At 64.6% G+C, this 13046-nt stretch carries 14 protein-coding genes; 8 read left to right on the plus strand and 6 right to left on the minus strand.

All coding sequences use genetic code 11. The features are described from left to right. The 3 genes from ACPW74_RS14180 to ACPW74_RS14190 all read left to right on the plus strand — a co-directional run bounded on the left by ACPW74_RS14180 (position 1) and on the right by ACPW74_RS14190 (position 2858). Positions 1 to 648, plus strand: a complete 648-nt coding sequence (locus ACPW74_RS14180) for a tetratricopeptide repeat protein (RefSeq protein WP_113068846.1) — start codon at positions 1 to 3, stop codon at positions 646 to 648. An 81-nt stretch (positions 649 to 729) separates the two neighbouring features. Next, on the plus strand, positions 730 to 1422 hold the full coding sequence (locus ACPW74_RS14185; RefSeq protein WP_041215642.1) for a response regulator: 693 nt from the start codon (positions 730 to 732) through the stop codon (positions 1420 to 1422). Beyond that, positions 1419 to 2858 carry an ATP-binding protein gene (locus ACPW74_RS14190; protein ID WP_425858240.1) on the plus strand — a complete coding sequence of 480 codons (1440 nt, stop codon included), beginning with the start codon at positions 1419 to 1421 and terminating at the stop codon, positions 2856 to 2858. Before ACPW74_RS14185 ends, ACPW74_RS14190 begins: the two co-directional genes overlap by 4 nt. A 67-nt stretch (positions 2859 to 2925) precedes the next feature. Here ACPW74_RS14190 and ACPW74_RS14195 read toward each other — a convergent pair whose 3' ends face one another. Beyond that, positions 2926 to 3387 carry an ATP-dependent zinc protease family protein gene (locus tag ACPW74_RS14195; protein ID WP_053288956.1) on the minus strand — a complete coding sequence of 154 codons (462 nt, stop codon included), beginning with the start codon at positions 3385 to 3387 and terminating at the stop codon, positions 2926 to 2928. 409 nt (positions 3388 to 3796) lie between these two features. Between ACPW74_RS14195 and ACPW74_RS14200 the strand changes: the two genes are divergently transcribed. The 3 genes from ACPW74_RS14200 (at position 3797) to efp (ending at position 6744) form a co-directional block, all read left to right on the plus strand. Beyond that, positions 3797 to 4840 carry a GMP reductase gene (locus tag ACPW74_RS14200; protein WP_010673790.1) on the plus strand — a complete coding sequence of 348 codons (1044 nt, stop codon included), beginning with the start codon at positions 3797 to 3799 and terminating at the stop codon, positions 4838 to 4840. Between the two features lie 95 nt (positions 4841 to 4935). Further along, a complete protein-coding gene (gene earP / locus ACPW74_RS14205; protein WP_425858243.1) occupies positions 4936 to 6132 on the plus strand; it encodes an elongation factor P maturation arginine rhamnosyltransferase EarP in 1197 nt (398 codons plus the stop codon). Positions 6133 to 6177: 45 nt separating this feature from the next. Further along, positions 6178 to 6744 (plus strand): elongation factor P, encoded by a 567-nt coding sequence (efp, locus tag ACPW74_RS14210; RefSeq protein WP_010673788.1) that lies wholly within the window; start codon positions 6178 to 6180, stop codon positions 6742 to 6744. 94 nt (positions 6745 to 6838) lie between these two features. Here the strand turns inward: efp and ACPW74_RS14215 are convergent, their stop codons facing one another. Genes ACPW74_RS14215 through ACPW74_RS14230 form a run of 4 tightly spaced genes read right to left on the minus strand, consistent with a single transcriptional unit; the run spans position 6839 to position 10160 of the window. After that, complete coding sequence (locus tag ACPW74_RS14215) at positions 6839 to 7510, minus strand: methionine ABC transporter permease (RefSeq protein WP_124244808.1); 672 nt, start codon at positions 7508 to 7510, stop codon at positions 6839 to 6841. Continuing rightward, positions 7495 to 8289, minus strand: a complete 795-nt coding sequence (locus tag ACPW74_RS14220; protein ID WP_425858244.1) for a methionine ABC transporter ATP-binding protein — start codon at positions 8287 to 8289, stop codon at positions 7495 to 7497. Before ACPW74_RS14220 ends, ACPW74_RS14215 begins: the two co-directional genes overlap by 16 nt. Further along, positions 8286 to 9098 (minus strand): MetQ/NlpA family ABC transporter substrate-binding protein, encoded by an 813-nt coding sequence (locus ACPW74_RS14225; RefSeq protein ID WP_042014517.1) that lies wholly within the window; start codon positions 9096 to 9098, stop codon positions 8286 to 8288. Before ACPW74_RS14225 ends, ACPW74_RS14220 begins: the two co-directional genes overlap by 4 nt. Positions 9099 to 9119: 21 nt before the next feature. After that, positions 9120 to 10160 (minus strand): isopenicillin N synthase family dioxygenase, encoded by a 1041-nt coding sequence (locus ACPW74_RS14230; RefSeq protein ID WP_039041093.1) that lies wholly within the window; start codon positions 10158 to 10160, stop codon positions 9120 to 9122. Positions 10161 to 10470: 310 nt separating this feature from the next. Between ACPW74_RS14230 and ACPW74_RS14235 the strand changes: the two genes are divergently transcribed. Together ACPW74_RS14235 and ACPW74_RS14240 are read left to right on the plus strand one after the other, a co-directional pair. Further along, positions 10471 to 11241 carry a DUF3530 family protein gene (locus tag ACPW74_RS14235; RefSeq protein WP_182954774.1) on the plus strand — a complete coding sequence of 257 codons (771 nt, stop codon included), beginning with the start codon at positions 10471 to 10473 and terminating at the stop codon, positions 11239 to 11241. Between the two features lie 119 nt (positions 11242 to 11360). Next, positions 11361 to 12317 (plus strand): D-2-hydroxyacid dehydrogenase, encoded by a 957-nt coding sequence (locus ACPW74_RS14240; protein ID WP_039041095.1) that lies wholly within the window; start codon positions 11361 to 11363, stop codon positions 12315 to 12317. Between the two features lie 87 nt (positions 12318 to 12404). Here ACPW74_RS14240 and ACPW74_RS14245 read toward each other — a convergent pair whose 3' ends face one another. After that, positions 12405 to 12878 carry a YMGG-like glycine zipper-containing protein gene (locus tag ACPW74_RS14245; protein ID WP_039041096.1) on the minus strand — a complete coding sequence of 158 codons (474 nt, stop codon included), beginning with the start codon at positions 12876 to 12878 and terminating at the stop codon, positions 12405 to 12407. Between the last annotated feature and the right edge of the window lie 168 nt (positions 12879 to 13046).

A 13046-nucleotide genomic window follows, 5' to 3' on the forward strand; every position in this document is an offset into this window, starting at 1 on the left:
ATGAAGCACACCACTTTCCGTCCCCGATTTGGTCACGGCCCCCTGTTGCTCGCCCTGGGAGGCCTGCTGGCAAGCGGTCTGGCCCAGGCCGCCGATGCCCTGCCCACCATTCAGCAGGAGTGGGCCCACTGCCAGTACCAGCAGACCGGAAAAGCCAAGGAGAGCTGCCTGGAGAGCCTGAGTGCCAAGGCCGATGAGGCGAGCGCCAAGGAGGCATTTCGCACCGATCTGCTGATCTGGTCCGCCATCGTCAAGAGCACCTGGGCGGGGGCCAAGGGCGGCCTCGGCGCCCTTGGTCTGGTGAAGGAGGCCAAGGCCAAGCTCGAGATCGCCATCAAGCAGGATCCCAAGGCGCTGGAAGGCTCGGCCTACACCAGCCTGGGCTCCCTCTACTACCAGGTGCCGGGCTGGCCGGTGGGCTTTGGAGACGACGAGAAGGCGGAGAAGCTGCTCAAGCAGGCGCTGGCCATCAATCCCACCGGCATCGACCCCAACTTCTTCTACGGCGACTTCCTGCTGGATCAGGGTGACAAGGCACAGGCGAAGGTCTATCTGGACAAGGCCCTGGCCGCCCCGGCCCGCCCTGGCCGCGAGGTGGCGGACGAGGGCCGCAGAATGGAAATTCGCGAGCGTCTCGCCAAGCTGTAAACACAAGCAGCACAGTGCGCTATTTCAACTCTGCCCACCAGCTTGCATACTGGTGGGCAGTGTCGTTTGAGGGAGAGAACAATGCGGATCCTGTTGGTGGAAGATGATGTGATGCTGGGAGACGGCATGGTGGATGCCCTGCGCAGCAGCGGCTACACGGTGGACTGGCTCCAGCAGGGGATGCCGGCCCTCTCGGCGCTCAAGAGCGAGGAGTTTGCCGCCCTTGTCCTGGATCTCAACCTGCCGGACATCGACGGCATCAGCCTGCTGCGCAAGTTGCGCCGGGAAGGGCAGACCCTGCCCGTGCTCATCCTGACCGCCCGTGATGCCCTGGACGACCGGGTACTGGGGCTGGATGCAGGCTCCGACGACTACATGGTCAAACCCTTCGCCCTGCAGGAGCTCAACGCCCGGCTGCGCGCCCTGGTGCGGCGCAGCAAGGGGCAGGCCCAGGCGGTGCTGGAGTACGGGGAGCTGCAGCTCTTCCCCGCGTCACAACAGGTCACCTATCGGGGCGAGCCGGTCAAGCTCACCCCCCATGAGTACAAGCTGTTGCAGGAGCTCATCACCCAGAGCGGCCGGGTATTGAGCCGGGATCAACTGCAACAGAGCCTCTACGGCTGGGACGAGGGGGCAGAGAGCAACGCGGTGGAGGTGCACATTCACCACCTGCGCAAGAAATTCTTCCCCGAGCTCATCCGCAACATTCGCGGCGTCGGTTACATCGTGCCCCAGCTCGACGTCCAGGGCGCAAGAGGAGCCTCCGCCCCATGAGCCGTGTCCGTTCCATCCGCCGTTTCCTGCTCTCCGGCATCCTGGCCCTGGTCAGCCTCAGCCTCGCCATCAGCGGCCTTATCGGCTACCTGCAGGCCAACCACGAAATGGAAGAGCTGTTTGATGCCCGTCTCGCCCAGTCCGCCCGCATCACCAACCAGTTGCTCAGCCGCTATCTCAAGCAGAGCGGCGAGCTGCCGCGCAACGGCACCGTGTACCAGGAGTGGGTGCAGGCCGTCCCCGAGACGCCCCACATCGAGAAGGGCGGCTTCTTCCAGTTCGGTCAGGACAACGAGTTCACCCCCTATGGCCATGAATTCGAGCACAACCTCTACTTCCAGTTGCTGAGCGAGCAGGGCGCCGTGCTGCTGCGCTCGCCCAATGCCCCGGCCCAACCGTTGACCACCCTGGAGCGGGGCTTCAACAGCGAGACCAAGGATCACCACGAGTGGCGCACCTTTACCCTCTACAACGAAGGTGAACAGACCTGGCTCATCGTGGCGGAGCGGGATGACGAACGCAGCGAGCTGGCCAGCAAGATGGCCACCCTCACCATGCTGCCCCTCTTCATCACCCTGCCCTTCCTGCTCGGTCTGCTGTGGTGGCTGATCACCCGGGGACTGTCACCGCTGCACCAGCTGGCGCAAGCCATCGGCGAGCGTCATCCCGCCAACCTGAGCCCCCTCAATCTCGCCATCAAGGCCGAGGAGCTGACGCCGCTGGTGGGGGAGATCAACCGGCTGATGCACGCCCTCGCTGACACCCTGGATCGGGAGAAACAGTTCACCAACGAGGCCGCCCACGAGCTGCGCACCCCCCTCGCGGTACTGCGCATCCACAGCGAGAACGCCATGACGGCCGAGGATGATCAGAGCCGGGAGCAGGCCCTGCGCAAGATGCTCCTGGCCCTCGATCGCAGCGATCGGCTGATCCGCCAGTTGCTGACCCAGGCCCGCATCGACAACCAGCAGAGCCCGGCCCTCACCGCCCTCCCTCTGCACCCCCTGTTGCAGAGCACCCTGGCGACCCTGGCCCCCATCGCCCTGAAAAAGGATCAACAGCTGTCCCTGGAGGGCGCCGAACAGGTGCAGGTAATGGGACAGGCGATGTTGCTGGAGCTGATGTTCGGCAACCTCATCGACAATGCGCTGCGCTACACCCAGGTGGGCGGCGAGGTCGCCGTGGTGGTGAGCCAGGTGGGCAACCGGATCCGGGTGGATGTGCGGGACAACGGCCCCGGCATCCCCACCGCCGCCCTCTCCCGGTTGTGCGAACGCTTCTTCCGGGTCAATCCCCAGCAGGGGGATGGCGTGGGCCTTGGCATGGCCATCGTCTCGCGCATCGCCCAGCTTCACGGAGCGGATCTCGACATCCACAATCGGCCTGAAGGGGGGCTCGAAGTGAGCGTGCTGCTGCCCGTCTCGCGCCAGGCATGAGGGGTCAGCCTTTGCGCACGCCATGAAAAACGGGGGCCAGGCCCCCGTTTTTCATGGCAGCCCCACCCTAGTCGCAGGTGGGCTGTACCGTGAAGGTCCGGCTCGAATCCACCGGTCCCAGCTCCGCCAGCAGACGGCGCCCCAGCAGCACCGGGTAGATCATCTTGCTGCGATCCCGCAGGGTGAACCACTCCTTGTAGACCTGGTCCCCGACGCAGACGGACATGGTCACCGTCGGGCGCTGCTCCATGCCGCCCGCCCCGCGCACCGTCACGCTGCGCTCCACCGGTCGCTCCACGCTCCGGCGCACCACCTTGTCGGTATTGGCATCGGTCAGCACCAGGTTGAAGCGCACCCAGGGCTTGCCATCCTTCTTGAAATGCTTCAGGTCGCGGGCATCCAGCGACGAAGTGAGAGCACCGGTATCGAGCTTCATCTTGACCGCCACTCCGTAGGGCATCAGCACCCCCTTCTCGATCCAGCCATAGCTGGTCTGGGCCGCCATCGCGCTGCCGCACAGCGCCCACATCATGGCCGCCACCACCATTCTCTTGCCCATCTTGCTCTCTCGCCTTGTCAGTCTTGCGCCCAGATGTATCACAGCCAACTGCCGGGTCAACCGGATTCTGGCGTGCAGGGGAGCGGGCTCTGGACGCGGTGCCAACAGGCGACAATCCATGCCGGGCACGGCGCGTGAGTGGGGAATGCAGCAGGGAAACGAGGGGAGAACAGGGTGCTGGATGACGCTGGCGGCCATCCTCAGGTTGTGACGCCAAAGGCTACCACAGCGGTGCGTGAATTATCAGTCTTGTTCTGACGGGATTTTTGCCTACACTGCTGTAAACCGGAGGGCCTGAAAACCACCGGTTTTTTTGCGCCTGCCGAAAAGTTGCCACTGCAAAGTGACCTCTCACACAAGGCTCAATAAGGAATTCGCAATGCGTATCGAAGAAGACTTGAAGCTCGGTTTCAAGGATGTCCTGTTTCGCCCCAAGCGCTCTACTCTCAAGAGCCGTTCCCAAGTCAGCCTGACCCGCCAGTTCACCTTCAAGCACACCCAGACCCGATGGCAGGGCGTGCCCGTCATCGCCGCCAACATGGATACCGTCGGCAGCTTCGCCATGGCGCGTACCCTGGCCAGCTTCGAGATGATGACGGCGGTGCACAAGCACTACAGCCTTGCGCAGTGGCAAACCTTCGTCAATGAGACCGACCCGGCCCTGCTGGGCCATGTGATGGTCTCCACCGGCACCTCGGAGGAGGACTTCACCAAGACCCGCCAGATCCTCGCGATGTCCAGCGCCCTGCGCTTCATCTGCGTGGACGTGGCCAACGGCTACTCCCAGCACTTCGTCGAGTTTCTGCGCAAGATCCGCGAGGCCTGCCCGAACCACGTCATCCTGGCGGGCAACGTGGTGACCGGCGAGATGGTGGAGGAGCTGATACTCTCAGGCGCCGACATCGTCAAGGTGGGCATAGGCCCGGGCTCGGTCTGCACCACCCGGGTCAAGACCGGGGTCGGCTACCCGCAGCTCTCCGCCATCATCGAGTGTGCCGATGCGGCCCACGGCCTGGGTGGCCAGATCGTCGGTGACGGCGGCTGCACCTGCCCGGGGGATGTGGCCAAAGCCTTCGGCGGCGGCGCCGACTTCGTGATGCTGGGGGGCATGCTGGCCGCTCACGAAGAGTGCGGCGGTGAAATCGTCGAGGTCGATGGCGAGCCCTTCATGAAGTTCTACGGCATGAGCTCGGCCAGCGCCATGGACAAGCACGCCGGCGGCGTCGCCGAGTATCGCGCCTCCGAAGGCAAAACCGTGCTGCTGCCCTACCGTGGCCCGGTGGAGAACACGGTGCGCGACATCCTGGGCGGGGTGCGATCCACTTGCACCTATGTGGGGGCCAGCCAGCTGAAAGAGCTCACCAAACGCACCACCTTCATCCGGGTGCGCGAGCAGGAGAACAACGTCTACGGCAAGGAGTAACCTGCCACAGACCCCGTCACGCGCTGACGGTTAGAAGCCGACCAACCGGTGTGCTACCCTGCGCACCGGTTTTTTTGCATCTGGGATCCCGCGCCATGACAAGCCCTCTCCCCCCCTTCGACTGGGACATCTTCTGCTGCGTCGTCGACAACTTCGGTGACATCGGCGTCACCTGGCGACTCGCCCGCCAGCTCAAACAGGAAGGCGCGCTCCCGGCGCAGAAGAGTGAGGTGCAGGTGCGGCTCTGGGTGGACGATCTGGCTAGCTTCGCCCGCATCTGCCCGGCGCTCGACCCCGCACAGGACGGTCAGTGGGTCGATGGCATCTATGTCCAGCACTGGCACGAGCGCCTCCCCGCCGACATGACCCCGGCCAGGGTGGTCATCGAGGCGTTTGCCTGCGAGCTGCCCGCCCCCTTTATCGAACGCATGGCCGAGCAGACCACGCCCCCCTGCTGGATCAACCTCGAATACCTCTCGGCCGAGAGTTGGGTCGAGGATTGCCATGGCCTCGCCTCGCCCCAGCAGGTCGGCAGCCAGCGCCTCGACAAGTACTTCTTCTTCCCGGGTTTCACGCAGAAAACGGGCGGCCTCTTGTGCGAGCACGGCCTTATCGTCGAGCGCGAGCGCTGGCAACAGGATGAAGCGGGACTGGCCGCCTACTGGGCCAGCCTCGGCCTGCCGCCCCAACGAGAAGACGAGCTGCGGGTCAGCCTCTTCACCTACGAGAGCGAGGCGCTCAGGAGCCTGGTCGAGGGCTGGCGCCAGAGCGTCACCCCCGTCACCCTGCTGCTGCCGCTGGGGCGCTCCCTCGACGACGTGCTCATCGGCGCAGGGCTGGCAGAGGCCATTCCGACGGCCAAGGCAGGCGCGCTGCTCCAGGCGGGCAACCTCACCATCAAGCTGCTGCCGATGACCGATCAGAGGGGCTACGATCGCCTGCTGTGGAGCTGCGATCTCAACCTGGTGCGCGGGGAGGACTCCTTCGTGCGGGCCCAGTGGGCGGGGCGCCCCTTCCTCTGGCACATCTACCAGCAGGAAGAGGATGCCCACATGGTCAAGCTGGACGGTTTTCTCGACCACTACCTCTCCCCCTTGCCAGCGCCGGCCGGTCAGTGGCTGCGCCGCTTCAACCATGCCCTCAACCGGGGGGAACACACCGGTGAATTCTGGGCACAATGGCCGCAATACGCGGCCATATGGCAGCAACATGGGCGCACCTGGCCACAGAGGCTGCTGGCGGACGGGGATCTCGTCACGAGGTTGGTGAAATTTTTAGAAAGCCGTATATAATCTGGCAGTTTTTATCCGTCCGTTTCACGAACAGGAATTTTTTACATGAAAACCGCACAGGAAATCCGCGCTGGTAACGTAGTCATGATCGGCACCGAGCCGATGGTGGTCCAGAAGGCTGAATTCAACAAATCCGGCCGTAACTCCGCCGTGGTCAAGATGAAGCTGAAGGGTCTGCTGAACGGCAGCGCCACCGAGACCGTCTTCAAGGCAGACGACAAGCTGGAAGTCGTTCAGCTGGAGCGTAAAGAGTGCACCTACTCCTACTACTCCGACCCGCTGTATGTCTTCATGGACACCGAGTACAACCAGTACGACGTCGAGAAAGACAACCTGGGTGATGCCCTGAACTACCTGGTAGACGGCATGGAAGACCTCTGCGAAGTGACTTTCTACAACGAGAAAGCCATCTCCGTAGAACTGCCGACCACCATCGTGCGTGAAGTCGAGTACACCGAGCCGGCCGCCCGTGGCGACACCTCCGGTAAAGTGACCAAGCCTGCCCGCCTGAAGGGCACCTCCTACGAGCTGGCCGTTGCCGCCTTCGTGGAGATCGGTGACAAGATCGAAATCGACACCCGTACCGGTGAATTCAAGCGTCGCGTCAACTAAGTTGACCCCTTGATGTGATTGCAAAAAAAGCGAGCCAAGGCTCGCTTTTTTATTGGCTGGCACCTCACGGCCGGCCTGATGAGAAGCCGTGCCCCTAGCGGCGATGGGCCAGTGCCCGCACCAGCCTGTCCCCCACCCCCTGTACCAGTTGCACCAGCAGCAGCAACATGACCACGGTCCCTGCCATCACCTTGTCATCAAAGCGCTGGTAGCCGTAGCGGATCGCCAGATCCCCGAGCCCACCACCACCGACCACCCCTGCCATGGAGGAGAAGCCAATGAGCATCACCACCGTCAGGGTGAGTCCGGCCAGCAGCGCCGGCAAGGCCTCGGGCAGCAGCGCCTTGACGACCACGTGCCAGCCGCTGCCCCCCATGGCGAGCACGGCTTCGACGCGCCCCTTGTCCACCTCATCGAGGGCGCTCTCCACCACCCGGGCAAAGAAGGGGAAGGCCCCCAGGGTGATGGGGACGATGGCGGCGGTGCTGCCCAGTGAGGTGCCGACCACCAGCCGGGTCAGGGGGATCAGGGCGATCAGGAGCACCACGAAGGGGAGCGACCGCCCGATGTTGATACCGATCCCCAGCACCATGTTGAGACGGGGCAAGGGCAGCACGCCCCCGGGACGGGTCACCACCAGCATCACCCCGGTCGGCAGCCCCAGCAACAGAGTGAACACGGCCGCCACCCCCACCATGTAGAGCGTTTCGAGCGACCCCTGATACATCAGTTCGAGCAAGGCATCGACACTCAGGCGACTCTGCATAAACGCACCTCCTCTGTGACTCCGTGACGCGCCATGAAACGCCGCAGGATCTCGGGATCCGGCAACAGGGCCTGCCGCACGCGGGAGTCGGGGTTGGCCAGCAGGGTGCCCAGAGCGCCGCTTTCCACCAGCTGACCCCGTTCAAGCAATGCTGCGTGATCGCAGATGGCCCTGACCACCTCCAGCTCGTGGGTGATAAGCACTATGGTGATCCCGAGGCGGCGGTTGATGTCGGCAAGCAGCGCCAGCACCGACTCCGTGGTCTCCGGATCCAGGGCACTGGTCGCCTCGTCACAGAGCAAGTGGCGCGGATTGGCAACCAGGGCGCGGGCGATGCCCACTCGTTGCTTCTGCCCCCCCGACAACTGGGAGGGAAAGGCGCGACGGTGCTCGCCAAGCCCCACCAGTTCCAGCAGCTCGCTGACCCGGGCCGCCCGCTCCCGGCGCGCCACTCCGGCGATTTCCAGCGGGACCGCCACATTCTCCTCCACGCTGCGGGCGTGCAGCAGATTGAAGTGCTGGAAAATCATGCCGGTCCCCTGACGGTGGCGGCGCAAGGCCGCCCCCTCCAGGGCCGTGATGTCGCGGCCATCGAACAGGATGCGGCCCCGGCTTGGCCGCTCCAGCAGATTGAGGCAACGAATGAGTGTGCTCTTGCCCGCCCCGCTGCGCCCGAGAATGCCGTAGATGGCCCCATCCGGAATCTCGAGCGACACCCCCTCCAGAGCGGGTTGCCCGTGCCCCGGGTACTGCTTGCCGAGCCCCTCCAGCACTATCATGACTGCCGCCCGGCCACCGGGATCACCGACCCCTTGTAGCTCTTGCGAATGAAGTCGGCGATCGCCCTGGACTCCAGGTCCCGCGCCAACTGGCGGATCCGCGGATCATCCTTGAGCGCCGGGGTGGTCACCAGGATGTTGGCGTAGGGATTGTTCTGGGCGCTCTCCAGCCCCAGGGCATCGCGAGCAGGCTCCAACCCCGCCTCCAGGGCATAGTTGCCATTGATCACCGCCAGATCCACGTCGTCGAGGGAGCGCGGCAGCTGCGGCGCCTCGATCTCCAGGATCCTGAGCGCCTTGGGGTTGGTGGCGATGTCGTGTACCGTCGCCAGATCCCGCGCCGGATCTTCATGGCCGGCCTTGAGGGTGATGAGCCCCTCATGCTGCAACAGATAGAGGGCCCGGCTCAGGTTGGTGACATTGTTGGGCAGGGCGATCACCGCCTTTTCCGGTACCTCCCTCAGGTGTTTGAACTTCTTCGAATAGATGCCAAGAGGCTCCACGTGTACGGTCGCGGCCACCACCAGCTCGGTGCCGAGCGCCTTCTCCTGATCCCGCAGGTAAGGGACGTGCTGGAAATAGTTGGCATCCACATCACCCGCCACCAGCAGGGCATTGGCATTGATGCCGCCGCTGAGCTCGATCACCTGCAGATCCAGCGAAGGGTCCTGGCGTTTCACCTCGCCGAGGATATCCGCATGGGGCAGTGGATCCGCGGCAACCCGCAGCGCCTGGGCTGCCTGGGCGGAGAGAGAGAGTCCGAGGGCCAATACCAGGCCGCTCAGGGAAAACAGTCCGTGCTTGTTCATCTTGTGCTCCTTGCCATGCAATCAATGGGTGGTTTCGCCGACCGCCAGCGCCCGGGGCGCCGGCAACAGATCGGCATGGTGGCGCAATGCCACGTCAGGGTGGGAACGCAGCCGCCCCTTGAGGTAGTTCCAGCCCACCTCCCGCAGCAGCGGATTGTGCGGGTCGGTGGCAGGCCCCCTGGCTTCACGGGCCAGTGCCTCGGGCAGCGGATAGACGGGCACCACGGCGTCGAGCTGGGCCCCCAGGAAGAAGGCGATGGAGAGACGCTCCTGCCCCGGCGCCGACGGCACCACCCGGTGCACGGTCGCCCGCAGGTAGCCGTTGCTGGCGAGCTCCAGCAGCTCACCGATGTTGACCACAAAGGTGCCGGGGAGCGGGAGCGCATCGATCCAGTGATCCGGCGCCACCTCCACCTGCAGGCCGGGCTGGTCATCCTGCAGCAGGAAGCTCAGGAAGCCCGAATCCTTGTGGGGACCGACCCCCTGGGTGGCGCCCCGCTCACCGGGATAGCGGATCAGCTTGATATGTTCGTTGGGACGCTCTCCGTGCAGGGCATCGAAGGCATCTGGCGACAGTGCGAGCGCCTCGGCAAAAGCCCCGAGCAGGGTACGGGACATGCGGGTCATCTGCCCACGCCAGCGCGTCAGCACGGGTTGCAGTGTCGGCAGCGCCTCCGGCCACTGATTCGGCCCCTGCAACCGCCACCAGGGCGGGTCGCCCGCCGCGCGCGGCAAGGCAGGGCGATCGGCACCGATATCAAACTGCTCTCGCCAGTCGGGTTGACCCCGGGTCAGCTCCGCCCCCGGTCGGTTGTAGCCACGAAAATGGGGAGAGTGGATCATGGCGACCTGCTGCTTGGCCGCCAGAGGCAGCGCAAAGAAGGCCCGCGACAGCTGCTGCACCTCCTGTTGCAGCTCGGGATCGATGCCGTGGCCGGTCAGGTAGAAAAATCCCGTCTCTCTCGCGGCATCGCGCAACGATGCCAGAAAATCGGCCCGGGCGTCGGGCGAGGCATCCAGCTGCCTCAGGTCGAGGATGGGCAAGTGAACCAAGGTGCTCATGGCGATAACGCTCCCTGTCGATGGAAAGTGAGGGTGAACCTCTCGTTCTGACGAGACAGGGGGAAGAATTCTCCGCCTGCGGCCAGTGACAACATGCCCCGGCCCCCCTGTCTGCCTGCCCTTACTGAACCATGTATGGGTCACGGGATGGAACAATCAAAACCGGGAATGCTTTGCCATTTGGAACAATCCCGGGCCCGTGTCCGGCCCGCCGGTCAGACCCTCTTCGCCACCGCCGATGCCGATGTGCCCCCTTGCCCTAAAGAAACCCCCGGCGAGGCCGCTATGAGGGAGTGCTGGAGGATCCCCCATGACATTTCGCCCCTATCTGCTGCTGACCCTGCTTGCTTTTGCCGCCCACGGCGCCGGGCAGGCACCGTCAGGCGCCGCCCCGGATCTAGCCCCCCTGGTTCCCCCCGACTACTGGCAGAGCAGCGACTGGCAGGGAATACCCGACAGCACCAGGGTGGACAAGCAACAGGTACTGTTTGCCAAGCACGACAGCGACAACTACGTGGGTCTGGTCATCCTGCTGCCCGACTGGCAGCGCAGCGGCCAGCTGTGGCAACTGACCCGGGAGCTGGGGCGCCTCGGTTTCGATACCCTGCTGCTGCTCCCCTCGCCGCAGCAGACCGAGCTCGACCCCGCCGCCGAGAAGAAACAGCAGGTCATCGACGATTTTCGCAAGCAGTTTGCCTCCCGCATCAGCAAGCTGGGGGATGCCAAGCTGCAGGAGGGGGGCTTCAAGCTGCTGCTGGCCCAGGGTACCAGCGCCGCCTGGGCCGCCAACCTCATCGCCAGCGAGCAGTTGCCCGCCCCCGATGCCCTGGTGCTGCTCGATGGCTTCTTCCCCAACCAGCTGAGCAACCAGACCCTCGCCAAGCAGATAGCCCAGGGCAGCATCCCTACCCTGGATCTCTATCAGGAGGAGGGAGGACGCTGGCCCCTGCTGGCGGCCGAAGCCCGCAGAAGCGAGAGCCGCCGCAGCCACAAGCTCAACTACCGCCCCTATGCCCTGATGGATCTGGAGGAGACGCCGGGGCGCATCCAGGGCTGGCTGACGCACCTGGGCTGGATCTGAGGCCCTCCGAGGCACAGCCCCCGCCTTTACCTTCCCCATCGGACTTGGCCCGATGCCACCGCGCTGGTCAGCCGCCCTCCATGTTTGGCATCATGTCCGAACCAATGGCAGGAGGCTTCATGCAGCAAATCGTGTTTCTCGACAGCGACACACTGGACACCGGCATCAATCTGCGCCGCCCCGATTTTCCCCATCACTGGCAAAGCTACCCGACCACGGCGCCGGATCAGGTGGTGGAGCGGCTCAAGTGCGCCAGCATCGCCATCATCAACAAGGTACGCATCGGGGCCGATGAACTGGCCCAGCTGCCCGAACTGCGCCTGATCGCCCTGGCCGCCACCGGCAGCGACAACCTGGATCTGGAGGCGTGCCGCGCCGCCAATGTCGCCGTGTGCAATATCCGCAACTACTCGGGTCCTTCCGTCCCCGAGCACGCCATGGCCCTGATGCTCGCCCTGTCGCGCAACCTGTTCGCCTGGCGCCAGTCCCTGCTGGAGGGGCGCTGGCAACAAAGCGGCCAGTTCTGCTTCTTCGACCACCCCATCACGGATCTGCATGGCAAGCGCCTCGGGATCATCGGCAAGGGAACCCTGGGACAGGCGCTGGGACAGCGGGCCAGCGCCATCGGGATGGAGGTCTACTATGCCCAGAGCCAGGTCGGCTCCCCGGGGGATGACGACAGGCTGCCCCTGGATGCCCTGCTGCAAAGTTCGGATGTGATCAGCCTGCACTGCCCGCTCACCCCCTACACCCGCCATCTCATCGGGGAGCGGGAGCTGGCCCTGATGAAACCGGGTGCCCTGCTCATCAACGTGGGCCGTGGCGGCCTGGTGGACGAGCAGGCGCTGCTCGAAGCCCTCGGCAACGGCCGTCTGGGGGGCGCCGGTTTCGATGTGGCGAGCGTCGAGCCGCCGCCTCCGGATCACCCCCTGATGCAGGCCCTGCGTTACCCCAACTTCATCCTGACTCCCCACGTGGCCTGGGCCAGCGAAGAGTCGATGCAGCGCCTCGCGGATCAGCTCATCGACAACATCAACGCCTTCTCCCTTGGCAGGCGCCAGCACCGGCTGGTGTAAGAGGCCGCTCGCCGCCCCTTACGGGCCGGCAGCGGGATCAAAAAAAGGGGCCAAGGGCCCCTTTTTGTCGGTCAGCTTGCCGCGGCATCAGTCGTCATGCCATCTGTGCTTGCGGTGCTTTTTGTGTTTCTTGTGGTGCTTGTGATAGCGCCTGTCATCGTAATAGCGATCGCCGCGGCTCTCGTGACCATCCCCGGTCCTGGCTCCGATGGCGGAGCCACCGGCACCACCGATACCGGCGCCGATCAGCTGGCCCGTGCTGCCACCGACGCTCTTGCCGATGGCTGCCCCGCCCAGGGCACCGACGGCGCCGCCGAGCGCAGCTTCGTTCTTGTTGCCCCTATTGGCCGTGGCCGCACCACCGGCCGCGCCCCCCAGGGCGGCCCCCACCAGGGCGCCGGTGTCGCCACCCAGCTCCTTGCCGATCATGGTGCCCGCCACCCCGCCGGCTCCGCCGCCGAGAATGGTATTGAGGGTCTCGGATGCCTGCACCTGTCCTGTGCCCAACAGCAACGCCCCCAACAGCGCCAGTGCGCTCATGCCAAACGGTTTCATTTTCATGGGGTACTCCTGTCAAACCTGATGATTGATTATTTTTCCCTACACTATACAAAGCCCCCTGACCTGCGCCACTGCCGCAAGGGGCACCTCACGGCCAGCCCTCCCTGTCTCCGGTTCGCGACACAATGCAAGAAAGCAGGCTAACCACCTGAAACCACATCAAAAAAA

Source organism: Aeromonas sp. INTO2 (assembly GCF_049860605.1).
Lineage (GTDB): Bacteria > Pseudomonadota > Gammaproteobacteria > Enterobacterales > Aeromonadaceae > Aeromonas > Aeromonas caviae.

What these genes read in the sequence shown, in the direction of transcription:
- ACPW74_RS14180 (WP_113068846.1), top strand. Translation starts at nt 1, where the DNA reads ATGAAGCACACCACTTTCCGTCCCCGATTTGGTCACGGCCCCCTGTTG.
- ACPW74_RS14185 (WP_041215642.1), top strand. Translation starts at nt 730, where the DNA reads ATGCGGATCCTGTTGGTGGAAGATGATGTGATGCTGGGAGACGGCATG.
- ACPW74_RS14190 (WP_425858240.1), top strand. Translation starts at nt 1,419, where the DNA reads ATGAGCCGTGTCCGTTCCATCCGCCGTTTCCTGCTCTCCGGCATCCTG.
- ACPW74_RS14195 (WP_053288956.1), bottom strand. Translation starts at nt 3,387, where the DNA reads ATGTGGGCGCTGTGCGGCAGCGCGATGGCGGCCCAGACCAGCTATGGC.
- ACPW74_RS14200 (WP_010673790.1), top strand. Translation starts at nt 3,797, where the DNA reads ATGCGTATCGAAGAAGACTTGAAGCTCGGTTTCAAGGATGTCCTGTTT.
- earP (WP_425858243.1), top strand. Translation starts at nt 4,936, where the DNA reads ATGACAAGCCCTCTCCCCCCCTTCGACTGGGACATCTTCTGCTGCGTC.
- efp (WP_010673788.1), top strand. Translation starts at nt 6,178, where the DNA reads ATGAAAACCGCACAGGAAATCCGCGCTGGTAACGTAGTCATGATCGGC.
- ACPW74_RS14215 (WP_124244808.1), bottom strand. Translation starts at nt 7,510, where the DNA reads ATGCAGAGTCGCCTGAGTGTCGATGCCTTGCTCGAACTGATGTATCAG.
- ACPW74_RS14220 (WP_425858244.1), bottom strand. Translation starts at nt 8,289, where the DNA reads ATGATAGTGCTGGAGGGGCTCGGCAAGCAGTACCCGGGGCACGGGCAA.
- ACPW74_RS14225 (WP_042014517.1), bottom strand. Translation starts at nt 9,098, where the DNA reads ATGAACAAGCACGGACTGTTTTCCCTGAGCGGCCTGGTATTGGCCCTC.
- ACPW74_RS14230 (WP_039041093.1), bottom strand. Translation starts at nt 10,160, where the DNA reads ATGAGCACCTTGGTTCACTTGCCCATCCTCGACCTGAGGCAGCTGGAT.
- ACPW74_RS14235 (WP_182954774.1), top strand. Translation starts at nt 10,471, where the DNA reads ATGACATTTCGCCCCTATCTGCTGCTGACCCTGCTTGCTTTTGCCGCC.
- ACPW74_RS14240 (WP_039041095.1), top strand. Translation starts at nt 11,361, where the DNA reads ATGCAGCAAATCGTGTTTCTCGACAGCGACACACTGGACACCGGCATC.
- ACPW74_RS14245 (WP_039041096.1), bottom strand. Translation starts at nt 12,878, where the DNA reads ATGAAAATGAAACCGTTTGGCATGAGCGCACTGGCGCTGTTGGGGGCG.